This window comes from Campylobacter sp. RM9328 (assembly GCF_012978615.1).
The window spans coordinates 193,432-214,567 of record NZ_LIWF01000001.1 but is presented as its reverse complement, the minus strand read 5'-3'; the positions used below and the strand labels follow the sequence as shown (position 1 = coordinate 214,567).

Genomic DNA, 21,136 nt, shown 5'->3' with positions numbered 1-21,136 from the left:
CCTCCTTATTTGGTTTTATCTTCTAATTTTTTTGCTTCAAATTTATCAATGTGAAAGCCTAAATTTTTATGTCCTACATTTTTATGGCAATCAACACAGCTTTTTTCGGCTTTGTTTCCGAGTACAAAATAATCGCGGTGTGGTAAAAATGATGGACCTGAGGTTATAACATCTTTTAGGTTAGAGTGACAGGTTAAACAACCACTGTCGTATGTAAAATGCGAAGCGTGTTCGCGTTTTTTACGCCAGTCGATCTTGTCTGTATCTGTAAAAAACGTTTTATATCCGTCATTGATCGAGACTTTGATTTTTGTTAAGACATAGGTATAAGCACTTGTGTGGTCAAGGTGACAGGCTGAACATTCAGCTTTTATGCCAAGTTTGTTATTTCCCCCGTGTACGTCTTCATGATATGCGGCATTCATAGGATCCATAGTGTGACACATAGTGCAAACAAAGCCGCTTCCTGTTGCGTGTAGTGCATCGGAAATTCCCATCGAGGCTATAAGACCTACGACTATACCGATAACAACCGAAGACCAAACAAAAAATTTCTTTTTAACGTTTGCCAAAATATCCTCCTAGCTTTTATTAATAAACTCATTTAATTTGTTTAAGTTTTTAATAAATTTTAAACGGATATTATCATAAATTAAATAAAAAACTCTTGATGTAGATCAATTAATATTTATTTGATATTAACTATCAGAACGAATAAATCTCCGTTAGCTTATCTACATTTTTCTCGAGTATTTCGTTCTTTTCGCTAAGTTTTATTATCTCCAATGTTTTAAATTTATTTAAAATTCTTGAGAACGTTTCCGGGGTTATGTTTAAGATGGATGCGATTTTTGTATGTTTTAATTCATTAAATAAATCTTCGTGCATCAGTATAAATTTAGCAACCTTTGCCTCAGAGTTTAAAATTAACTCTTGATGGAGTAAATTACTTGTGATCCTTAGCTTTTCGGACATTGATTTTATTAAATTCATGCAAATTTTTGGATCATTTAAAAATTTGGCTTTAAATTTTTCGTAATCTATCTTTAAAACTTCGCCAGATACCACAAATATCGCACTTGCAGGATACGGTATATTTTCAAAATTTACCATCTCCGCAACAAAATTCATAGGTGGCAGTTGATGAAGAAAAATTTCTTTTCCGCTTTGTGTCGTTTTGTAAAGTTTTATTGAACCGTTAAGTAGATATATGAGCCATTTTGGCTCCTCGCCTTCGATAAATAAAAATTCGCCTTTTTTATATTTTTTGACTAAAGTTATCTCCTCAAGCTCTTCTAGTTGCTCTTTGCTTAGGTTTTTAAATATGGAAATTTTATCTAGCACCTTATCTCTCCGAAATTTATTTTGAGGATATTTTAGTGATTTAAACTTAATGAGAGTGAAATTTTGAAGAGACTAAGCTCTTCAAAAGGGATTATTTTTTAAGTAGGTCGCGAATTTGTGTTAAAAGTTCGATGTCGGCAGGCACGCTAGCAGGAGCTTCTGGCGCCGGCTCTTCTTTGCGTTTTAGCGAATTTAAAGCTTTAATAGCACAAAAAATACAAAATGCAATGATCAAGAAATCAACCGCAGTTTGGATAAAATTTCCGTAGTTTATCGTGACCGCAGGCGCTTGATCAACCGCTTCTTTTAGTGTGATTTTAAAGTCTGTAAAATTTACTCCCCCAGTTAAAACGCCTACAACAGGCATGATAACATCACTAACTAATGACGAAACGATCTTTCCAAACGCTCCGCCGATGACAACACCGACTGCCATATCGATGACGTTTCCACGCATCGCGAATTCTTTAAATTCCTTAATGAAACTCATCTTTGTCTCCTTTGTTTTTTAAGAATTAGGGATTGTATTTAAAATTTACTTTATAACGTCTAAAAGAAAAAATCTAACTTTAAATTTATTAAGCAGATGATATAATCTCCGTTCTAAATTTAATGTAAGGAAGACTATAAATGTATCGTTTTGCTCCGTCACCAACGGGTGATATGCATATAGGAAATCTACGCGCAGCGATATTTAACTACATCTGCTCTTTGCAAGATAAAAGCGGGTTTATACTTCGCATAGAAGACACTGACAATGAACGAAATATTGACGGTAAGGAGAAAGAGATCGTAGAAATTTTAGCAAAATTTGGCATAACGCCAAAACAAATTTATATACAAAGCGAAAATTTAAAATTCCATCGACAGTTAGCTTCAAAACTTCTCATAGACAAAAAGGCTTTTGCTTGTTTTTGCACGCAAGAAGAGCTTGAAGCAAAAAAGGAGCAGGCTAAAAACGAGGGCAGGGCATACAGATATGATGGCACTTGTGAGCGCATGAGTGATGAGGAAGTCTTAGCTTGCGAAAAGCCGTTTGTCATACGTATGAAAAAGCCAAAAAACACGATGAAATTTACAGATGCTATAAAGGGCGAACTTAGTTTTGAACCCGAAGCGGTAGATAGTTTTGTCATTATGAGAGCCGATAAGACGCCTACTTATAACTTTGCTTGCGCGGTTGATGATATGCTTGAGGGAGTGACATTTGTTATACGTGGCGAAGATCACGTGAGCAATACCCCAAAACAAGACCTTATACGTGAGGGACTTGGCTATACGCAGACGATGAACTATGCGCACTTGCCTATTATCTTAAACGAAGAAGGTAAAAAGATGAGCAAGCGCGATGACGCAAGTAGTGTTAAATGGATGCTTCAAAGCGGATTTATGCCAGAAGCTATAGCTAACTATCTTATCTTGCTTGGCAACAAAACTCCGGTTGAAATTTTTACCATTACACAAGCGGCGCAGTGGTTTGATATAAGTAAAATTTCACGCTCTCCTGCTAAATTTGATATGAATATGCTAAAACACGTTAATCGCGAGCATATAAAACTCGCATCGCCAAAACGCTTGAGCGAGCTTACCGGACTTGACGAAAACAGGGCGGAGCTTATTAAATTTTACACCCAAGAGAGCTCTTTGTTGCCTGAGATAAAAGAAAAGATAGAAAAAATTTTCAGTCAAAAAGTCGCACCTAGCGAATACGAAGATGAGTTTGAGATTTTAAAAAATAGTATTAAAATTTTAAAAGATTGCCAAACGTATGATGAGTTTAAAAACGAGCTAATGCAATCAAGCGGTCTAAAGGGTAAGAAATTTTTCATGCCTTTACGCGCGCTCTTAACAGGTGAACTGCATGGGCCGGAGCTTAGCGAGCTCTATCCGCTTATAAAAACAAATTTAAAAGAGATAGCAAAATGATAGTTTCAACCTTTATTTCGGCGATAGCCACGATCTTGCATACGGTTATAAACATCTACATCTGGGTCATAATCGCAGCTGCGATAGTAAGCTGGGTAAGACCTGACCCATATAATCAAATTGTCCAGCTACTTTACAGGGTAACCGAGCCGGCTTATGCCTTTGTTAGACGTTTTATACCGACTGTTTTTGGAGGTATTGATATAGCTCCGATTATTATTTTACTTGCACTTCAGTTTTTGGATCTGTTTTTAGTAAGGCTTTTGCTTGAATTTGCTTCGTCTATTTAGTGTATTTGCTTTGTTTTTGCTCTGTTTAGACGCAAAAATTTTAAGTTATGAGGAGCTAAAAGGCAAACCAAAAGGTCTTGCAAAAGACTACTATATAAACCGTCTTATCAACGACGGAAATTACACAAAAAAGCAAGTTTTGGATCTTTCAAACGATGTTTTTCGTAAAAATGGCTTGGTTCAAAAAAATATCGATAAAATTTTACCGCCTGCTCAAAAAGAAGATCCTTGTAATGGTGTGGGCGTTAAAAATATCCTTGATGCAAACGCTACTTGTCAAAATATTCGAACAACGATAGCCTTTAGCCTAAAGCTCTCTCCTCAAACACGCGAGCAAATAGCACAAAATCTTGCTCAAACTCATCCAAACAAGGCTGAAATTCTAAATATCCTAAATCAAAAAAATCCTGCAAAAAAATTTGCGGATAAATTTTTAACAGCACATTTTATGGCACTTTTTAACGCAAGCGAACAAGATAAAAAAGAGGAGCTTTTCTCGCAGAAATTCTCGGCTGAATTCATGGATAAGCTTTATGACGAAAAGGGCTTTTCGGCATTTTTAAATTCGCTTGTTTTGGAGAGAAAATTTGATAAATTTAGGCAAAATTTCCTAAAAATAACCCCCGAAAAGACTTCGCAAAACGACGCATTTTTTTTAGCTTTAAACGCTGTCACGCTTAATGATGAAAAGAGTGCGATTAAATTTTTTACACGCGCAAAAGACAGCTTTGAGAGGCAGTGGCAAAAAGATAATGCAACGCACTGGCTGTATCTTGTAACAAGAGATGATGAGTTTTTAACCCAGCTTTCAAAGAGCAAAGATGCAAATATCTACTCGTTATACGCTAGGGATTTTATCAAAAGCGAGCCGCTTGAAGTTATCGTCCCTAAACCAAACAAGCAAAAAATAAGCGGTTTTGACGTCAGCGATCCGTTTTTATGGCAAGAAACTGTTTTAAAAGCTAAAAATATGACACCACAGCAGCTACAAGAATACGCAAAAAAATTTTATACAAATGAAAGTCTTGGTGCATATGCATACTTTATGCAGATGGCAAACGGTTGGGATGAGCAGTATTTTGTGATGCCAAAAAGTGTGGAGCTTGAGGATGTAAATATAGCAAGAAAGTCGCTTATATTCGCACTTGCTAGGCAAGAGAGCCTTTTTATCCCGGCTGTGATTTCAACTTCTTATGCGCTAGGAACTATGCAGTTTATGCCGTTTCTTGCTAATGCTATCGGTAAAAAAGAGTTAAAGATAAAAAATTTTGATCAAGATGACATGTTTAAGCCGGATATCGCCTATCGTTTTGCAAATCACCACTTAAACTATCTTGAGAAATTTCTATATCATCCACTTTTTATTGCTTATGCCTATAACGGCGGCATAGGTTTTACTAAAAAGCTTATAACTAGGGATGATATGTTTAAAGAGGGCAGATACGAGCCATTTTTATCGCTCGAGTTAGTTCCTGTGACAGAAACTAGAAATTACGGTAAAAAAGTGCTTTCAAACTATGTTATTTACCGCTCGCTTATGGGTTCCAGTATAAAGATTTCGACACTTTTCGAAAGTCTAACTCTACCTGATTTGACGGATAAATTTCGAAAGTAAGTTTTAGGTTGTCACTATCTTTTGTGGGCGATGAAATTTCATAATACCCGGCCCAAGGCATGTTAAATCCTGCAAGTTCTAAGAGCTCGTCACTTGGCTCAAGCTCTCTTGCCACGATTGTGTTTGCGTCGTTATTTACTTTTATACTTGTTAAATTTATGGCGTTTTCTTTAGGACTTACGGCTACTAGAAATTTTTCTTCGTTGTTGATTGAAATTTTACTTTGATAGATCGGGTTTAGGTAGGTTGCTATGATTAAAATGTGGTTTTGCTCGTCTATGATCTCAGCCTTGCTTGTATAAGCCAAAAGTTCGTTTTTAAGCGGTTCGTGGACTACGATTTTTTTATCATAACAGCCGATAAAAAATAGTGCGAGACATAAAAATATTATAGTTTTTTTCATATTTTGCCTTTTAAATTTAATCGTATTTTAGCATTTTATTTTATAATCACTCATTAAATTTAAAGCCAAATTTAGCTATAATCACGTGAAAAAGTACAAAAAGGCGACAATGAAACGACTTGCTATCGCGTTTTCCGGTCCATCAAATAGCGGCAAAACTACAACAATCTTAAAAGTTTTAGAAAATTTTATCAAGCAAAACCTAAAATGCGTAGTTATCAAGCACGATCCGGGCGACAAGGCTTGTTTTGACGTAGAAGGTAAAGATAGCTTTAAATTTAGCCAGACAGGAGCTGATGTTGTGGTGCTTAGCCCAACAAGAACGACGTATTTTAGCAAAGATAAGTCGGATCTTGATGATGTTATAAAGATGATCGGAGAGTTTGATATACTGCTTGTTGAAGGCTTAAAAACGCTTCCTCTTCCTCGTATTAGCATTTTTAAAGATGAGATTGATGAAAGCTATCTTGGCTTTTCAGACGCCATAGCTAGTTACAAAACTGATTTAAATTATAAAATAGAAAATATAAATTTAGACGATATAGACGCGATTTGCGCGTGGATATTAAAACATGCAAAGGCTGTATAATGACACAATTAGAGCAAATTTTTAAGGCTATAAAAGAAGTAGCGATACGCATTAGTGAAGAGATAAAGTATGCCGATCTAGGCTATACAGCGCATGAGAACGCTACCGGCGATACGCAGCTAAAGCTTGATGTTTTAAGCGATGAGATCATCACCGCGAAATTTAAAGAGCTAGAGTGTGTAAAAGCATTGGTTAGTGAAGAAAAAGACGATGCTTTAAATTTAAATGAAAATTCAAAATATATAATCGCTTATGATCCGCTTGACGGCTCAAGTCTTGTTGATGTAAATTTCGCTGTCGGCTCGATATTTGGAATTTATGAAAACGAGTTAAATCCTCAAAATTTAGTTGCTGCCGTTTATAGCATATATGGTCCTCGCTTAGAGCTTGTGATAAATGACAAAAAGGGCTCTTTGCCATCTCTTTATAGGCTGGCAAAAGACGGAGAGTTTAAATTTGTAAAAGAATTAAAACTAAACGAAAAAGGTAAGCTAAATGCTACCGGGGCCACGCAAAAAGGCTGGAGCGAGAAGCATATTAAATTTATAAGAGAGCTATTTTTACAAGGTCACAGACTTCGCTACTCAGGAGCCATGGTTAGCGACTTGCATCAAATTTTATTAAAAGGCGGCGGTCTTTTTAGCTACCCTGCAACCAGCGACGCGCCAAATGGTAAGCTTAGAGTGCTTTTTGAAGTGCTACCTTTTGCATTTATATATGAAAATGCCGGCGGAGCAACAAGTAATGGTATAAACGATAGTCTGTTTGATATAACGATAAGTAAAACTCACCAGACTACACCTTGCTTTTTCGGCTCTAAATTTGAGATAAATCTTATGCATAAATTTTATGAGTAAGCAAAATGAGTGAATCCTCGCAAAATCTTGACAAATTTGAACTTGCCTTAAAGCAGTATTCTGAAATTTTACTTTCATGCCAAAGTCAAAAGGGTTTGATGAGCTGCATGAAATGTAGTGAATTTTTTGAATGTGAAACGCGAAAAAATTATGTGGATAGTGCTTATAAATCGATGTCAAAAAGCGATACCGACGAAGGCGGATTTGATTTTTAAATTTAAAGGAATAAATAATGAAAGAAAAAAAATATATAACCACACCGATTTATTATGTAAATGACGTCCCTCATATAGGACACGCTTACACCACTATAATAGCCGATACTTTAGCACGCTTTAGGCGTTTGCAAGGATATGATACATTTTTTATGACAGGGACTGATGAGCACGGGCAAAAGATCGAGCAAGCAGCCCTTGTTCGTAATAAAACACCGCAAGAGTATGCTGATGAGATAAGCGGCAAATTTCGCTCGTTGTGGGATGAATTTGAGATAAGTTATGATCATTTTATCCGCACAACAGATGCCGATCACAAACTTACCGTGCAAAATGCCTTTGAAAAAATGCAAAAAAACGGCGACATTTACAAGGGTGAGTATGAGGGGTTTTATTGCGTTAGCTGTGAGACGTTTTTTACGCAAACACAGCTTGTTGATGAGGAGTGCTGTCCTGATTGCGGACGCAAAACAAGCATTGTAAAAGAGGAGAGCTACTTTTTTAAACTATCAAAATACCAAGATGCGCTTATTAAATGGTATGAAGAAAATGAACGTTGTATAATCCCAAAAGGAAAGAAAAACGAGGTAATTAGCTTTGTAAAAGGCGGGCTTAAAGATCTTTCTATAACACGCACAAGTTTTGACTGGGGTATAAAACTACCAGCAAGTTCAAACGATCCAAAGCATGTTATGTATGTTTGGCTTGATGCGCTTTTAAACTATCTAACCACTCTTGGCTACACTCGCGGCGATGACAAAATGGAATTTTGGCAAGATACTACTCATATCGTCGGAAAAGATATTTTGCGCTTTCACGCGATTTACTGGCCGGCGTTTTTGATGAGCTTAAATCTCCCTTTGCCAAAACATGTCGCAGCGCATGGTTGGTGGACGAGAGATGGTGAGAAAATGAGTAAAAGCAAAGGCAATGTCGTAAATCCTCACGAGGTAGCAAGTGCTTACGGTCTTGAAAATTTTAGATATTTTTTACTTCGTGAAGTTCCATTTGGTCAAGATGGCGACTTTAGTCAAAAGGCTCTAATCGAGCGGATAAATTCCGAGCTTGGAAACGGACTTGGTAACCTTTTGAGTAGAATAATCGGCATGAGCTCAAAGTATAGCGAGTATAAAATCAACTCCATGCAAACTGCTAAATTTTACGAAGCCGAGCTAAACGAAGCGCACGAGTACCTTAAAAATGCTATTGAAAATTTAGAAAATTTTGCGACAAATCGCTACTTAGAAGAGATATGGAAAGTTGTAGCGCTTGCAAACGGTGCCGTTGCCAAGTATGAGCCATGGGCCATGATAAAAGCAGGAAAGAGCGAAGAGGCAAACACTCTCGTTGCTCTTTGTGCGAATTTGCTTGCTAAAATAGCAGTGATACTAAGTCCTGCTATGCCGCATACTTGCGATAAGATAGCGCAGGCTTTAGGTTTTGAAATTTCAACTGAAATTTATAATAAAATAATTTTACAAAATGAGCTTTTAAATTTTATAGCCAAACCTACGCAACCGCTGTTTCCTCGCATAGAAACAGAGCTTATGGCAAGACCGAGTGAGCCTGAAGCTGCTTTAAAAGAAGAGCCAAAAGATGGCTGTGATGAAAGCATTATTACGATTGATGATTTTAAAAAGATCGTTATAAAAGTAGGAACTGTGCTTGAGTGCGAAAAGGTCGAAGGAAGTGATAAGCTGCTTAAATTTCAAATAGACTTGGGCGAGGAAAAACCGCGTCAAATTTTATCAGGCATAGCTAAATTTTACGATCCTAGTACGCTTGTTGGTAGACAAGTTTGTGTGTTAGCAAATTTAAAAGAGAGAACTATGATGAAAAAATACGTCTCTCAAGGCATGATCTTAAGCGCAGAAGATGGCTCTCTCTCGCTTCTTAGCACCGATGCAAAAGTTAAAAACGGCTCGATAGTAGGCTAATGACAATAGAAAATTTGGTTCGTCTTATCAACGGACAAACACTAAATAAGCCTAGCGTTTCTAGCGTTTTAGGTTTTGCTTTCGAGGCAAAAAACGTTAAGCGTGGTTTTGCCTTTATGGCTGTTGATGCAGACCAAAAAGAGATAGAATTAGCCGTAAAACACGGTGCATATGCTGTTATAAGCGACGAGGAGATAACGCCTAGCGATACTGAGATAGCATACATTAAAGTAGATAATTTTCAAACTGCTCTTATTAGACTTATGCGGTTTGAAGCTACACATAAGAATTTGAAATTTTGCTCGGTAAATGCTGTGCAAATGGCTATTTTGGAACATTCTAGCCTTGGTAAAAATGCAGCTATCATACCAAAAAATTTAACCGAATTGTTTTACAAGATCATGTCGTCAAAAAACGGTGACATCTTTTTTGGAGATGAAATTCGAATTTTACAGCGCATAACTCCGCTTTATGATACTGTTTGGACTGATATTAAAGCACAAGCGTTAAATCCTAGCTCGATATTTTTTACTACGATGATATGCGATGATGTTTATTATCAAAATTTAAATATACCTCGTGTTTTTATCGGAGCTTTATGCGGACTGCTTCATTATCTTAAACAAAACAATATCTCTTTTAAGCTAAATGATACTCGCTCGCTTGGGCATTTTGAGCCTATTTTTATAGATAAAAATTTCCATCAAGCGCCATTTGGATCAAGTTTTCGCGCGATAATTATTGAAAATGACGAAGAGCTTTTTGCCATCGAAGCCTTGTATCTAAAGAAAAATTTTGATCCTTCAGAAGTCGTTATATGTTTGCCAAAAGATAGCTTGTTGCAGGTTGATAATGCTGTGAAGTTTGAAAATTTATGTGAGATAAAAGAGCTTAAAAATTTCCGCTATATGCTTGTTTTGTCTCAAAAGAGTGAAATTTTAAATTTATTAAGCGAAAGCGAAATTCAAGATTCGCTTTTTTAAATTTTCGGACAGAGATCTGCTCTCCATCCGCTTTGTGCTTATGCTTTTATTTTATTAGGATCCTCTCCCTCGCCAAGGAAAAATTTCATGTCTGCTTTCGCATCACCGCTAATTAGGCGAAGATTAAAATTCTCAACCAAGAAATTTACTATCGCTTCGTTAAAAAACTGTGGCACACTTGGTCCTATATTTATATTTTTTACACCCAGGCTAAATAACGCGAGTAGGATTATTACCGCTTTTTGCTCCATCCACATAAGTACGATAGATATCGGCAGATCGTTTATGGCGATACCTGTTGCTTCGCTTAAGGCGATAGCTATCTTAACCGCTCCGTTACTGTCGTTGCACTGACCAAGATCGAGGTAGCGTGGGACTTGAGTGCCTGGCACTAGACCAAAGTCAATGTCATTAAATCTAAATTTGCCACAGCTTGATGTTAGTATCACGCAATCACTTGGTAAATTTTGAGCCAACTCACGGTAGTATTCACGTCCTTTGCCAGGCGCGTCACAACCTGCTATCACAAAGAAACGGCGAATTTTACCAGTGTTTATGGCATCTAAAATTTGTGGCGCTAAACCTAAAATCGTCTTATAATGTGCTCCTGTTACTAGCGTATCATCACTGTCAAATCCACTTACGTCACCGCAAGCAAGCGCACACTCTATGAGAGGCGCAAAGTCGTCATTTTCTATCTGTGCTATGCCGTTTGTGCCGGCTATTTGGTAGCCAAACAAACGCTCTTGGTATGTGCAGTTTGAGCGAAGTGGCACGATACAATTGGTTGTCATCAAGATCGCACCTTTAAATTCATTAAAAAGTTTAGTCTGATCAAACCATGCCTTGCCGACATTGCCTTTTAAGTGGGAGTATTTGCGAAGTTCAGGATAGCCGTGTGCAGGAAGCATTTCTGAGTGAGTATAGATATTTATGCCTTTGCCGTCGGTTTGTTTTAGTAGTAATTCAAGCGCTCTTAGGTTGTGACCGCTTACAAGTATCGCTTTGCCTTCAACCTTGTTTTGACTAACTTTTACTGGTGTCGGTACTCCAAATTTTGCCGTATGAGCCTCACTTAGTAGGTTCATGCATTCAACTCCGGCGCTTCCTACGGCAAGGAGTTGTTTAATATGTTCATTAAAATTAAAATTTGAGTTTGTTAGCGTAAAATAAAGCGTATCAGTCATAACGCGGTCAACATTGTTTGTATCAGCGCCTAGCTCTGCGGCATGATGGCGATATGCACTAAGTCCTTTTAGCCCAAAAACCATTGTATCTTGCAAGCGTGCCAAAGTCGCATCTTTGCCACAGGTTCCCATAGGCTGACCCTTTGAGCCACAGCCATTATCCATACTCATTTCACACTGATGACAAAACATTTGTAATTCTTTGCTCATTTAATTTCCTTATTTTTAGTTAAACGGTAAGTGCGATTTTACGTAAATTTTAAAAATAAGTAATTGATAGTAATCAAGATAAAATATATCCTAATAAGAGGCAAGATTATTTTTGAAAGATAAATTTATGGCATGAGACAAGAGTGTAACTCTTGTCTGTTTTGGATTAAAAATTTTATAAATTAAAATAAATTTAGGTGCGAATGGTTTTTTATTGATAATTCTTGTTTAGTAAAATTTTAAGCGACTCTTCCGCTTTTTTTGCGTGTTCTGCGATTTGCTTGTAAGCGTCTTGATTAAATTCATATGTGTTAACAAGTCGTCCGCCGTGAGTGCTAAAACTCACGCCATCTTTTCTTTGTGAAATTTGCAAAAGCATATCATTATATGGTGCGAAGCATTTTTTAAATTCGCTCAATTCTTGTCTGTATACTCGTGGCAAATGGGTGGCAACATATAGTCGGTTGTATTTTTCTCCGTCTGCGTAGTAGCATGACTTTGGTCTAAGTTGTGACGGGTGGTTTAGTATCTTTGTTAAGCCTTGTGTCTTAACAATGCTTTTATTTTCATAACTCAGCTTGGCCGATCGATAAAACTCGGATAAAAAGCCCATCATGGCAGGGTATTTGTCTATGCATTCTTTTTCGATGTAGTGAAACTTTTGAAGCTCATTTATAGACGCCCAAAACTCCGTATGCTCTTGTTTTGAGATTTTACCTGTTTTAACGACACTTGAGAGGATTTCATAAAATTTTACTTCCGCCTTTGCATATTGCTTTGTTGTGTTATTTTGGTATTCGTGAGAGATGCTGTCTCCAAGTAAAGCACGAGAAAATGCATAAAATTCGTTGCAGTAACGCTGCTCGTCATTCAAGCTTAAACGGTTGTTGTTGCTACTAATCGCACATCCGTTAAATGTAAAAATCAAGATTAAAATAGTAATTAAATTTTTCATAAAACCAACCTTTATAAAAATATATATTATTATACTACCACATGGATGTTTGCTTAACTTATGTATTTTATCGGGTCTTTTGCTCCTGCTTTTTCAAAGCCGTTTAGTCTTAAGCGGCAGCTATCGCATAATCCACATGCTTCGTTTTCATTCTCATAACAACTCCATGTTAACTCAAGCGGAGAGCCTATCTCTAGGGATTTTGCTACGATTTGAGCTTTGCTTAAATTTACTAGCGGAGTGATGATCTTGGTTTTAAAGCTTGGTGCTGTTCCATGGTTGATAGCTAGGTTTATCTGTTTTATAAATTCGTGCGTGCAGTCGGGATACCCGCTACTATCTTCTTCAACTACACCGATAAATATCGCTTCGGCACCGTTTTTTTCGGCAACGGCTGCGGCTATGGAGATAAAAATTCCATTCCTAAACGGTACATAGGTATTTGGCACATCATCGCTTAAACCGGTTTTTGGCACCGATAGGCTTTTGTCTGTTAGTGAATTTCCGCCTATATCAGCTATAAAATTTGCGTTTAAATTTAGTCTTTTTTGAATGCCTAATTTATCGCAAATTTCATTAAATGCGCGCTTTTCTCGCTTCATCGTGCGTTGGTCGTAGTCAAAGTGAAGCGCGATAACTTCATATCCTTCATTAACGGCTATCGTGGCACAAAGCGTGCTATCCATGCCACCTGACATTATGACAACGGCTTTTTTACTCATGTGATTTCCTTTTTTGTGTATCAAATTTATATCGCTAGCATAAAGAGGCTGTTTGTTGAAAGTTTTATGTCTTAAATTTTAAAATTTCGCTAGAATTATACTAAAATTTAACTGAAAGAGAAAAATGATACTTTGTGATGAGGCGTATCCTCAAATTTTAGATGAAATTTGTTCTTATTTGACAATTGGAGAGGTCGAGCTTAGTTTTGTTCGTAGCGATGAGATGAGAGAAATAAATTTATCTCAAAGAAATATAGACAAGACAACTGATGTTTTAAGCTTTCCCTTTGAAACAGTCTTGCATGCACCGCTTGGCTGTATAGTTATAAATTTAGACCTAGTAGAACAAAAAGCAACCGAACTAGGCCATGGTAATGATGAGGAAACAGCCTTGCTTTTTACGCATGGGCTTTTGCATGTTTTAGGTTTTGACCATGAGAAGGACGAAGGTGAGATGAGGGAAAAAGAGTGCGAGGTCATAGAGAAATTTAACCTACCTAAAAGCTTGATAGTCAGAACTATGGACTAGGGCTTTTGCGCTGATTGTTCTAGGTTTATATATCCCATTTCGATTAGTTTTTTATAAATTTCAACTATCTTTGGACCAGCGGCGCTTCCGCCGTGTCCGCCATGCTCGATAACCATTGAGACGACATATTGTGGGTTATCATATGGTGCATAAGTCGTCATCCACGCATGCGAACGTTGTAAGTAAGCCATATCTTCTTCTTTTATACGTTTTTTATCAGCTTGAGATATACCTACGACTTGTGCTGTTCCGGTCTTTGCTGCTACCTTTATCGTTGATGAAGCAAAGTGTCTACTTGCCGTGCCTCTTGGGTGATTTGCCACCTCATACATAGCATGTCTAATGGCTGGTAATTGAGCCTTTTCAAAGTCTGTGAAAATGTCATCTTTTGGTTCAAATTTTACATCTTGGGAGTCGATGCTCTTTAGAAAGTGAGGCGTGACATTTAGTCCTGTGGCAAGCATCGCCGTGTGTCTTGCTATTTGCATAGGGGTTACTAGAAAATTTCCTTGACCGATGGATGTTATGAGTGTTTCTCCTTGAAACCAGGCTTTGCCGTATTTTCTCATTTTCCATTCACGACTAGGGAGCGTTCCTATAAATTCGTTTGGTAGGTCAACCCCTGTTTTTACGCCAAAACCTATCCTTTCAAGTATGGGTGCGATAGCGTCTATGCCGATCTTTTGGCTGGCTTTGTAAAAATAGTCATCACAGCTCTCTCTTATGGCGGTGTTCATGTTTACGTTACCGTGACCGTATGAGTTCCAGCAACGGAATTTGCGTCCGCCAAGCTCATATGAGCTAGAGCAAAAGAAGCTATCGTTCTTGCTCATGCCATTATCTAAAAATGCCAAAGCCATACCCATCTTAACTACAGACCCGGGAGGATAAAGACCGTTTACTAGCTTGTTTGTAAACGGGTGATCAAGGTCTTTTATAAGTTTATCCCACTCGTCTTTGCTTATGCCTGATACAAATGGGTTTAGGTTGTATTCAGGAAAGCTTCCGGCTGCTAGTATAGCGCCATCGTGCACGTTCATAACAACAACGCTTCCTGCGTCCTTGTCAAAAATATCCATTACAAATTTTTGAAGCTCAAGGTCTATGCTTAGCTTTATGTCTTTGCTTTTTGGGGCATTGAAATTTATCTGCTCTATCTCTTCGTTTAGGGCATTTACTTTTATGCGTTTTGAGCCCTCGCTGCCTTGCAAAACAGAGTTGTAATACCTCTCAACTCCGCTTCGTCCGATGTAGTTTGTTAGCTTAGTTAGCGGGTCGTTATCCATATCTTTTTGATTTGCTCTTCCTACATAACCGATGACGTGCGAGGCTAGATTGTCATATGGATAGTGACGTTTGCTTGTTGGATTTACCTTTAAATTTTCCCTTAAAGATAGCGTGGCAAAGTGTGGTAAAAAGCTATCATAGTCGATAAACTCCACGACGCTTATAAATTCTTGGTTATATGGTGAGTCGTTTTTTATATATTCTTTTTTAAGTTTTGTGGCATTTAGATCGGGAAAATACCTTACGATCTCGTCTATCTCACTATCTAATGTGCCGTTTTTTCTATTAAGATGAGGTTTTAAAAGTATGGAAAAGCCTAGTCTGTTTATCGCCATCGGACGATCTTTCGCATCAAAGATGATGCCTCTAACGGGAGGAAGATATATCGTTTTTACGGCATTTTGTTCGGCTATGCTTTCGTAGTATTCGTTTGAATTTACGCTTAGATGATAAATTCTGCTTAGTAAAATTATCCAAAATAAAGCGATGATGGTAAAAACTATACGAAGTCTCATAGTGCTCGCTCTTTTAGAAATACAACCGCTAAAGCACTTTCGATAATAATATAAAACAGGCACTCTATATCAAAATTTAAAAATTGTGCATTTTGCGTGTAGGCTATGATGTTATTTATTAAAAATGTTGTAGTATATCCGCTTGCAACAAACACAACTAGAAGCAAATTTCGTAATTTAAGCGTTAAAATAAGCCAGTCAACTACAAAATGAAAAAATAGTAAGAATGCTACGATACTTGAAAAAAGATAAAATCCATGAATTTGTTCGGTAAAAAGTAACAATGCAAGGCAAAAATACCACGATATGTCAAAATTTTCGTATGATTTTTGTTTTTTATTGTATTCAAGTATTAAAAATGTAAAAAAAAGTCCAAGCAGGGGCGGTAAAAAACCAAATTGAGTCGTTGCGATCTCATATAAAAATAAAAACGCAACGCTTGATATTTTGGTTATAAATTGTGAATTAGTGCTATTTCGTCGCATACGGGAAAGTGTTTGCATTTGATGCAGTCCGCCCAAATTTTTTGTGCAGGTAGTTCGCTTTTAGGTATTTCTTTAAAGCCTAATTTTTCAAAAAAATGCCTTTGGTATGTTAAGGTAAAAACTCGTGAAATTTCATACTCTTTAGCTTCTTTTAAAAGAGCATTTACCATCATAGAGCCGATCCCTCCACCTCGTAAATTTTTATCCACTATAAGACTTCTTATCTCGGCAAGATCTGGAGCATGGATGTGAAGAGCGCAAAAGCCGACTATCTTGTCATCATCTTTTGCTATGATGTATGAGCGGATATTTGTGCTGATCTCGTCGTCGCTTCTAGGAAGTATCACTCCGCTTGCCACTTCGGGAGCTACAAGCTCTTGCATATTTTTTATGTCTTTTGGTTTTGGCTTTACTAGTGTTATCACGGGCTATTCCCTGCCTAGGGCTAAATTTATGATCTTATCCCTTGCTTTGTCTATGTTGTTTTTATTAAGCGTTGAGACCAGGATTCCTTTTGGGTCAAATTTCATTACGGCACTTCTTGAGCTTTGATTAAGCTTATCGGCTTTTGTGTATAAATTTAAAACTTTTTGATCCGCTCTTAGGAAGCTATTTATGTATGAATTCACGTTTGTATCTATATCAAGGTCAAAATGTCTTGCGTCGATTAAATGAACGAACAATTTTATATTTGAGCGAAATTTTAAAAACTCATCTAAGCTTTTCTTCCACTCTTCATGCATAGTTTTGGCTACCTTTGCATATCCAAAACCTGGAAGATCGACAAACATAACCTTTAGCTTGTCTTTTGTATCATCATCTTCCATAAGCTCTATCTCAAAGAAATTTATAAGGCGAGTTTTGCCGGGAGTTGATGAACTTTTGGCTAAGCCGTTGTGGTTTGCTAGAGCGTTTATAAGGCTACTTTTGCCAACATTTGAACGACCTAGGAATACAATTTCACTTGAAGCAAAGTCAGGAGCTTGACTGATGTTTGCGCTTGAGGTTATAAATTTGGCTCCGACTGCTCTTATCACTTTTGTTTGTCCTCGATCTGAAATATAAATTTAACAGGCTTGTTGTCGTTGCTATTTACGTTATATGTGCCTTGTGTTTGATTGATCGTGATCTTTTCTCCGTAAACATTTTTATCGCTTTCTTGCTCATGTAAACGACCGTTACCGCTTATCGTATAAATTTCCTTTACAGGCTCATAAGTAAGCGTCTCGCCCTTGCCGTTATAGTGTTTTTCTTTCATGAAAACCTTAAATTTAGCATTGCCTGTGGCTATGTATTTTGTAGGTTGGCGTTTAGCGTCAAAATGCACGACGACCTTATCTGCAAAAAGCTCATCATAAGAGCCCTTTTTTATATGAACATTGCCTTTAAATTCGCTTATTTGTTTATTTTCATCGGCGAAAAAACTATCCGAAGTGATCTCTACTTGTTCTGCGCTAAGACTTGTGAAGCTTAGGATTAATCCCAGTATCAATCCCGCTCTTGCTCTATCCATGCTTTTAACCCTTTTATTTGCGTCTGTTTTTTGTTTGTGTTATATGTTATGCTGTTGCCAGTTATCTTGTCGCCATTTTGCGTCATCACAAAATCAACCTTTGAAGCTACGATTTTGGTTTTGAGATTATACAAAATTTCTTCTGAGATAAAGTTCAAACTCTCGTTATTATCATACTTGGCATTGCCTTTAAATATAAACAAGTTACCCTGTGAAATGGCTACGTCAGAACTCATTTTGTGATTTAAATTTCCCCTTATAATGTCGGCTTTAAATTTTAAAAATTCATCCTTTTTGGCGTATCTATTTACTTCATCAGCTTCGTAAATTCCACTTACTATACTTGAGTTTATCTCGTGATTAACTACATCGTTCATCTGCATGTTTGAAACACTCATGTCGCGTTTAAATTGCTCGGCAAAATATGGATCTTGTAACGCCAAAAATATCATCACTGCACTAAAAACAGCAACGACGAAATAAAAAATTTTTATAACCAACGTTTAGACCACTCGCTCTTTAAATTCTCGGCTTCAATGAGCATTTCTATCATCTCTCTAACTGCACCGTTGCCGCCTTTGTGCTTAAGCTTTGTCCTTACTTCAAGATCTTTTATCGCATCTTTTGGTTTAAAACTCCAAGCCACGGCATTTAAAATTTTGTAGTCATTGTAGTCATCGCCGATGGCGGCTGCGTTTTCAAAACTAAGACCTTCAAATTTAAGTATCTCTTTGGCAACTTCTAGTTTATCTCCAACGCCTTGATAAACGTGTGTGATCTTTAGATCTTCGGCTCTTTGCTCTACGATTTCTGACTTTCTGCCTGTTATGATGGCTACTTTTTTACCAAGTTTTAACCAACTCTCTATCGCCCAGCCGTCTTTTACGTCAAATGACTTTAAAAGTTCACCTTTTGCATCATACACGATCTTGCCGTCGGTCATACAGCCGTCAATATCTAAAAAAATAATATCTATCATAAAACACCTTTCGTGCTTGGAGTGGCTATGCGGTTATTTTTGCTAAGTGCGCGTCTAAGAGCTACCGCAAAGGCTTTAAATGTAGCTTCGATAATATGATGGTTATTTTTGCCTCTTATTTTTGCGATATGTAGCGTTATGTTTGCGTTCATCGCAACCGCTCTAAAAAATTCCTCGGCAAGCTCTATGTCAAATTCACCTATCTTGCCTTTTTCGTCTAAATTTTCATAGACTAAAAATGCTCTGTTGCTAAGATCAAGCGCGCAACTAACTGCTGCTTCGTCCATAACAACAACGCTATCTCCAAAGCGTTCTACGCCACTAACCGGATAGATCGTCTCTTTTAAAAGCGAGCCTATAACGATACCCACATCTTCAACACTATGGTGAAAATCAACATGCGTATCGCCCTTGCAGGTTATCTTAAGGTCAAGCAGGGCATGTTTGCCAAATGCTTCAAGCATGTGGTCAAAAAAACCAATACCTGTTGAAATTTCGCATTTTCCATTGCCGTAAAGCTTAAGCTCTGCGTTTATGTCAGTTTCTTTTGTTGTTCGTTGTGTTTTTAAAATTTCATCTTTCATTTTTATCCTCTTACGATAAATGCACCTACAAATTTTCCGCTTCTAGCATAGTCTCTAGCTTCATCTTCGCTTCTAAATCCGCTTAAAAATACGCGATATATTGTCTCGCCGTCTAGCATGAAGCTTTTAACCACAGATTTATATCCGTCGATACTTCTGTGCTCTTGCTGGTATCTATTTGCACCGCTTTGGTTTTTAAAGGCACCGATTTGCACCATAAATTCGCCACCGATAAAGCTTTGTTGAGCTGATATCGAAACGCCTGTTTGCTGTTGTTTAGGACTTTGTGTTTGAACCGGCACTGTCATGGTTTGCGCGTTAAAACCTATAACTTCCATACTAACAGGAGCAGTTCCTGCAGCTATCATGTCAAGCTTTGTTGCTGCAGCCTTTGAAAGGTCTATAACCCTATCTCCCACAAATGGACCACGGTCATTTATACGCACGATTACGTTTTTTTGGTTTCTTAAATTTACAACTTTTAGCACGGTGTTCATCGGCAATGTCTTATGTGCGGCCGTCATATTGTGCATGTTGTAAATTTCGCCATTTGATGTTTTTTTGCCGTGGAAATTTGGTCCATACCAGCTTGCTATGCCGCTTGCTCTATCTCCGACACTTACTACTGTCGGGTAGTAAGTTTTGCCGTTTATGGTGTATGGGCGCATTGTCGCTCTTTGAACGGCGGGAGAGTTGTTTGGCTTAACGCTAGTCGGCCCACTTGGAGTAAATGGAGCACCGCTCCAAGAACATCCGGTGAATAAAAATATTATAAATACAGGTATCGCAAATTTGATATTAAGGTATGACAATGCTTTCTCCGGCATTTAAATTTGAGCTAGCTAAAGAATTTACATCGCGGATATCTTTTTCTTTGACATTAAATTTCTTTGAAATTTCAGCAAGTGTTTCGCCGTTTTGCACAGTGTAGTTTTGTATAGAATTATCTTTTGAGCGAGGGATTATTAGCTTTTGGTTTTGAGAAATAGCATTTGTTTTAAGCTCGTTAAAATCTTTTATGGCCTTATGACTTACGCCGGTTTTTTTAGCTATAGCTAAAAGCGTATCTCCTCTTTTTACTGTATATGCAAAAAAGTCTTTCTTGCCTGTAAGCGGTTTAAAATTTTGTGAGAAAATCTCTTTTTTGTTTTCAGGTATATACACATAGGTATTTTTTAAGTTAGGCTCGGTAAATACATATTTTAAATGTGGATTATTTGTTTTCATTTTTTTAAGGCTTAAACCTATGCCGTCACCTACGTGCATTAGATTAGTTCCTCCAGGAACTGTTACTTGAACAAGCTTTAGCCCACCTTTTGGATTTAGTAGCGACGAGTCCTTAGAAAGCAAGAAATTTGTCTCTCTCGCGATATATGCCGCTCTTAAAATCTTAATGACAAACTGTCTAGTTTCTGGTGGAAGGTATTTTTTCTGAGGATCTATAAGCGTCGCAAGATCATCTGTGCCGGCGGCTTTTATAGCCTTAGAAAGACATCCATCGCCACAGTTATAGGCCATTGCGGCTAGGTACCATTTGCCAAATTGCTTTTTAAGCGTGCTTAGATATGTTGTTGCCGCCTTTGTTGAAGCAAATGGGTCTCTTCTTTCATCAACATATTCGTTTATGTTAAGTCCGTGCATTTTGGCTGTTTTTGGCATAAATTGCCACATCCCGGCAGCTTTTGCTTTTGAAACCGTATGGTTTGAAAAGCCAGATTCTATCATCGCAAGATAGAAAAACGAGTCGGGGACTTTTGAGTTTTGTATATGCTCTTTAATCATCGGAATATAGACATATCCGTTTTTAAGAGCATCCGTAAAAGTCTTGATGTGGGAATTTTTTATGCTTTTTTTCATATTTGTATAGTATGAAGTTTTTATAAAGCTAGGATTTATATCAAGCTCTTTTAAAATTTTAACTTGAGCTTCATAAAAATCTCTATCGGATGTATTTGCAAATAAGCTTATCGCACAGGCAAATATTATAAAAATTTTAAGCATGGCTTTCATT

The 21,136-nt window shown here is 37.3% G+C and carries 26 protein-coding genes; 9 read left to right on the top strand and 17 right to left on the bottom strand.

From position 1 onward, the window contains the following. Positions 1-5: 5 nt before the first annotated feature. From CCAL9328_RS01175 to mscL, 3 genes are all read right to left on the bottom strand, one after another. Entirely contained in the window at positions 6-572 is a 567-nt protein-coding gene (locus CCAL9328_RS01175; protein ID WP_169972075.1) for a cytochrome c3 family protein, read from the bottom strand. A 133-nt stretch (positions 573-705) separates the two neighbouring features. Further along, a complete protein-coding gene (locus CCAL9328_RS01170) occupies positions 706-1,344 on the bottom strand; it encodes a cyclic nucleotide-binding domain-containing protein (RefSeq protein WP_169999811.1) in 639 nt (212 codons plus the stop codon). Between the two features lie 91 nt (positions 1,345-1,435). Next, positions 1,436-1,834 carry a large-conductance mechanosensitive channel protein MscL gene (mscL, locus tag CCAL9328_RS01165; protein ID WP_169936199.1) on the bottom strand — a complete coding sequence of 133 codons (399 nt, stop codon included), beginning with the start codon at positions 1,832-1,834 and terminating at the stop codon, positions 1,436-1,438. A gap of 140 nt (positions 1,835-1,974) precedes the next feature. Here mscL and gltX point away from each other — a divergent pair, with 140 nt between their 5' ends. From gltX to CCAL9328_RS01150, 3 genes are read left to right on the top strand one after another with little or no spacing between them, the layout of a single operon-like run. Next, positions 1,975-3,270 carry a glutamate--tRNA ligase gene (gene gltX, locus CCAL9328_RS01160; protein WP_169999809.1) on the top strand — a complete coding sequence of 432 codons (1,296 nt, stop codon included), beginning with the start codon at positions 1,975-1,977 and terminating at the stop codon, positions 3,268-3,270. Then, the gene (locus tag CCAL9328_RS01155; RefSeq protein ID WP_169936203.1) at positions 3,267-3,560 is read left to right on the top strand and encodes a YggT family protein; all 294 of its coding nucleotides are present in this window, start codon (positions 3,267-3,269) and stop codon (positions 3,558-3,560) included. Before gltX ends, CCAL9328_RS01155 begins: the two co-directional genes overlap by 4 nt. Beyond that, positions 3,538-5,175 carry a lytic transglycosylase domain-containing protein gene (locus CCAL9328_RS01150; protein WP_169999807.1) on the top strand — a complete coding sequence of 546 codons (1,638 nt, stop codon included), beginning with the start codon at positions 3,538-3,540 and terminating at the stop codon, positions 5,173-5,175. Before CCAL9328_RS01155 ends, CCAL9328_RS01150 begins: the two co-directional genes overlap by 23 nt. Here the strand turns inward: CCAL9328_RS01150 and CCAL9328_RS01145 are convergent. Next, positions 5,096-5,578, bottom strand: coding sequence for a hypothetical protein (locus CCAL9328_RS01145; protein WP_169936207.1), 483 nt, complete (start codon positions 5,576-5,578; stop codon positions 5,096-5,098). The genes CCAL9328_RS01150 and CCAL9328_RS01145 overlap by 80 nt on opposite strands. Before the next feature lie 109 nt (positions 5,579-5,687). Here CCAL9328_RS01145 and mobB point away from each other — a divergent pair, with 109 nt between their 5' ends. From mobB to CCAL9328_RS01120, 5 genes are read left to right on the top strand one after another with little or no spacing between them, the layout of a single operon-like run. After that, positions 5,688-6,167: a molybdopterin-guanine dinucleotide biosynthesis protein B gene (gene mobB, locus CCAL9328_RS01140; protein WP_169936209.1), complete on the top strand. Its 480-nt coding sequence runs from the start codon at positions 5,688-5,690 to the stop codon at positions 6,165-6,167. Further along, complete coding sequence (locus CCAL9328_RS01135; RefSeq protein ID WP_169999805.1) at positions 6,167-7,024, top strand: class 1 fructose-bisphosphatase; 858 nt, start codon at positions 6,167-6,169, stop codon at positions 7,022-7,024. The genes mobB and CCAL9328_RS01135 overlap by 1 nt, the downstream gene beginning before the upstream one ends. Positions 7,025-7,029: 5 nt before the next feature. Then, a complete protein-coding gene (locus tag CCAL9328_RS01130; RefSeq protein WP_169936213.1) occupies positions 7,030-7,239 on the top strand; it encodes a hypothetical protein in 210 nt (69 codons plus the stop codon). Between the two features lie 17 nt (positions 7,240-7,256). Beyond that, the gene (metG, locus tag CCAL9328_RS01125) at positions 7,257-9,176 is read left to right on the top strand and encodes a methionine--tRNA ligase (RefSeq protein ID WP_169999803.1); all 1,920 of its coding nucleotides are present in this window, start codon (positions 7,257-7,259) and stop codon (positions 9,174-9,176) included. Then, positions 9,176-10,159 (top strand): ferrochelatase, encoded by a 984-nt coding sequence (locus CCAL9328_RS01120; RefSeq protein WP_169999801.1) that lies wholly within the window; start codon positions 9,176-9,178, stop codon positions 10,157-10,159. The genes metG and CCAL9328_RS01120 overlap by 1 nt, the downstream gene beginning before the upstream one ends. 38 nt (positions 10,160-10,197) lie before the next feature. Here CCAL9328_RS01120 and hcp read toward each other — a convergent pair whose 3' ends face one another. The 3 genes from hcp to queC form a co-directional block, all read right to left on the bottom strand. Beyond that, entirely contained in the window at positions 10,198-11,556 is a 1,359-nt protein-coding gene (gene hcp / locus CCAL9328_RS01115; RefSeq protein WP_169999799.1) for a hydroxylamine reductase, read from the bottom strand. Between the two features lie 211 nt (positions 11,557-11,767). Beyond that, complete coding sequence (locus tag CCAL9328_RS01110; RefSeq protein ID WP_169999797.1) at positions 11,768-12,511, bottom strand: hypothetical protein; 744 nt, start codon at positions 12,509-12,511, stop codon at positions 11,768-11,770. Positions 12,512-12,564: 53 nt separating this feature from the next. Beyond that, the gene (queC, locus tag CCAL9328_RS01105) at positions 12,565-13,233 is read right to left on the bottom strand and encodes a 7-cyano-7-deazaguanine synthase QueC (RefSeq protein ID WP_169936223.1); all 669 of its coding nucleotides are present in this window, start codon (positions 13,231-13,233) and stop codon (positions 12,565-12,567) included. Positions 13,234-13,357: 124 nt separating this feature from the next. Here queC and ybeY point away from each other — a divergent pair, with 124 nt between their 5' ends. After that, positions 13,358-13,762 (top strand): rRNA maturation RNase YbeY, encoded by a 405-nt coding sequence (ybeY, locus tag CCAL9328_RS01100; protein ID WP_169972067.1) that lies wholly within the window; start codon positions 13,358-13,360, stop codon positions 13,760-13,762. Here the strand turns inward: ybeY and mrdA are convergent. The 10 genes from mrdA to CCAL9328_RS01050 are packed head-to-tail and all read right to left on the bottom strand — an operon-like array spanning position 13,759 to position 21,135. Then, complete coding sequence (gene mrdA / locus CCAL9328_RS01095; protein WP_169936227.1) at positions 13,759-15,564, bottom strand: penicillin-binding protein 2; 1,806 nt, start codon at positions 15,562-15,564, stop codon at positions 13,759-13,761. The genes ybeY and mrdA overlap by 4 nt on opposite strands. Continuing rightward, positions 15,561-16,067 (bottom strand): hypothetical protein, encoded by a 507-nt coding sequence (locus tag CCAL9328_RS01090; RefSeq protein ID WP_228026614.1) that lies wholly within the window; start codon positions 16,065-16,067, stop codon positions 15,561-15,563. The genes mrdA and CCAL9328_RS01090 overlap by 4 nt, the downstream gene beginning before the upstream one ends. Continuing rightward, positions 16,016-16,474, bottom strand: coding sequence for an N-acetyltransferase (locus CCAL9328_RS01085; protein WP_169936229.1), 459 nt, complete (start codon positions 16,472-16,474; stop codon positions 16,016-16,018). The genes CCAL9328_RS01090 and CCAL9328_RS01085 overlap by 52 nt, the downstream gene beginning before the upstream one ends. Before the next feature lie 3 nt (positions 16,475-16,477). Next, positions 16,478-17,086 (bottom strand): ribosome biogenesis GTP-binding protein YihA/YsxC, encoded by a 609-nt coding sequence (gene yihA / locus CCAL9328_RS01080; RefSeq protein ID WP_169936231.1) that lies wholly within the window; start codon positions 17,084-17,086, stop codon positions 16,478-16,480. Next, positions 17,083-17,562, bottom strand: coding sequence for a lipopolysaccharide transport periplasmic protein LptA (gene lptA / locus CCAL9328_RS01075; RefSeq protein ID WP_169999795.1), 480 nt, complete (start codon positions 17,560-17,562; stop codon positions 17,083-17,085). Before lptA ends, yihA begins: the two co-directional genes overlap by 4 nt. Beyond that, a complete protein-coding gene (lptC, locus tag CCAL9328_RS01070) occupies positions 17,538-18,062 on the bottom strand; it encodes an LPS export ABC transporter periplasmic protein LptC (protein WP_169936235.1) in 525 nt (174 codons plus the stop codon). The genes lptA and lptC overlap by 25 nt, the downstream gene beginning before the upstream one ends. Next, positions 18,053-18,541: a KdsC family phosphatase gene (locus CCAL9328_RS01065; RefSeq protein WP_169999793.1), complete on the bottom strand. Its 489-nt coding sequence runs from the start codon at positions 18,539-18,541 to the stop codon at positions 18,053-18,055. Before CCAL9328_RS01065 ends, lptC begins: the two co-directional genes overlap by 10 nt. Then, on the bottom strand, positions 18,538-19,125 hold the full coding sequence (gene hisB, locus CCAL9328_RS01060) for an imidazoleglycerol-phosphate dehydratase HisB (protein ID WP_194239022.1): 588 nt from the start codon (positions 19,123-19,125) through the stop codon (positions 18,538-18,540). Before hisB ends, CCAL9328_RS01065 begins: the two co-directional genes overlap by 4 nt. Before the next feature lie 2 nt (positions 19,126-19,127). Further along, on the bottom strand, positions 19,128-19,937 hold the full coding sequence (locus tag CCAL9328_RS01055) for a septal ring lytic transglycosylase RlpA family protein (RefSeq protein WP_228026613.1): 810 nt from the start codon (positions 19,935-19,937) through the stop codon (positions 19,128-19,130). Then, positions 19,924-21,135, bottom strand: a complete 1,212-nt coding sequence (locus tag CCAL9328_RS01050; RefSeq protein WP_169999791.1) for a lytic transglycosylase domain-containing protein — start codon at positions 21,133-21,135, stop codon at positions 19,924-19,926. Before CCAL9328_RS01050 ends, CCAL9328_RS01055 begins: the two co-directional genes overlap by 14 nt. Position 21,136: the final 1 nt, after the last annotated feature.

Coding starts and splice junctions, on each gene's coding strand:
- metG (WP_169999803.1), top strand. CDS start 7,257: ATGAAAGAAAAAAAATATATAACCACACCGATTTATTATGTAAATGAC.
- CCAL9328_RS01130 (WP_169936213.1), top strand. CDS start 7,030: ATGAGTGAATCCTCGCAAAATCTTGACAAATTTGAACTTGCCTTAAAG.
- CCAL9328_RS01110 (WP_169999797.1), bottom strand. CDS start 12,511: ATGAAAAATTTAATTACTATTTTAATCTTGATTTTTACATTTAACGGA.
- CCAL9328_RS01135 (WP_169999805.1), top strand. CDS start 6,167: ATGACACAATTAGAGCAAATTTTTAAGGCTATAAAAGAAGTAGCGATA.
- CCAL9328_RS01065 (WP_169999793.1), bottom strand. CDS start 18,541: ATGATAGATATTATTTTTTTAGATATTGACGGCTGTATGACCGACGGC.
- lptA (WP_169999795.1), bottom strand. CDS start 17,562: ATGGATAGAGCAAGAGCGGGATTGATACTGGGATTAATCCTAAGCTTC.
- CCAL9328_RS01155 (WP_169936203.1), top strand. CDS start 3,267: ATGATAGTTTCAACCTTTATTTCGGCGATAGCCACGATCTTGCATACG.
- CCAL9328_RS01090 (WP_228026614.1), bottom strand. CDS start 16,067: ATGCAAACACTTTCCCGTATGCGACGAAATAGCACTAATTCACAATTT.
- hcp (WP_169999799.1), bottom strand. CDS start 11,556: ATGAGCAAAGAATTACAAATGTTTTGTCATCAGTGTGAAATGAGTATG.
- CCAL9328_RS01120 (WP_169999801.1), top strand. CDS start 9,176: ATGACAATAGAAAATTTGGTTCGTCTTATCAACGGACAAACACTAAAT.
- CCAL9328_RS01145 (WP_169936207.1), bottom strand. CDS start 5,578: ATGAAAAAAACTATAATATTTTTATGTCTCGCACTATTTTTTATCGGC.
- mobB (WP_169936209.1), top strand. CDS start 5,688: ATGAAACGACTTGCTATCGCGTTTTCCGGTCCATCAAATAGCGGCAAA.
- mscL (WP_169936199.1), bottom strand. CDS start 1,834: ATGAGTTTCATTAAGGAATTTAAAGAATTCGCGATGCGTGGAAACGTC.
- queC (WP_169936223.1), bottom strand. CDS start 13,233: ATGAGTAAAAAAGCCGTTGTCATAATGTCAGGTGGCATGGATAGCACG.
- mrdA (WP_169936227.1), bottom strand. CDS start 15,564: ATGAGACTTCGTATAGTTTTTACCATCATCGCTTTATTTTGGATAATT.
- ybeY (WP_169972067.1), top strand. CDS start 13,358: ATGATACTTTGTGATGAGGCGTATCCTCAAATTTTAGATGAAATTTGT.
- hisB (WP_194239022.1), bottom strand. CDS start 19,125: ATGAAAGATGAAATTTTAAAAACACAACGAACAACAAAAGAAACTGAC.
- gltX (WP_169999809.1), top strand. CDS start 1,975: ATGTATCGTTTTGCTCCGTCACCAACGGGTGATATGCATATAGGAAAT.
- CCAL9328_RS01050 (WP_169999791.1), bottom strand. CDS start 21,135: ATGAAAGCCATGCTTAAAATTTTTATAATATTTGCCTGTGCGATAAGC.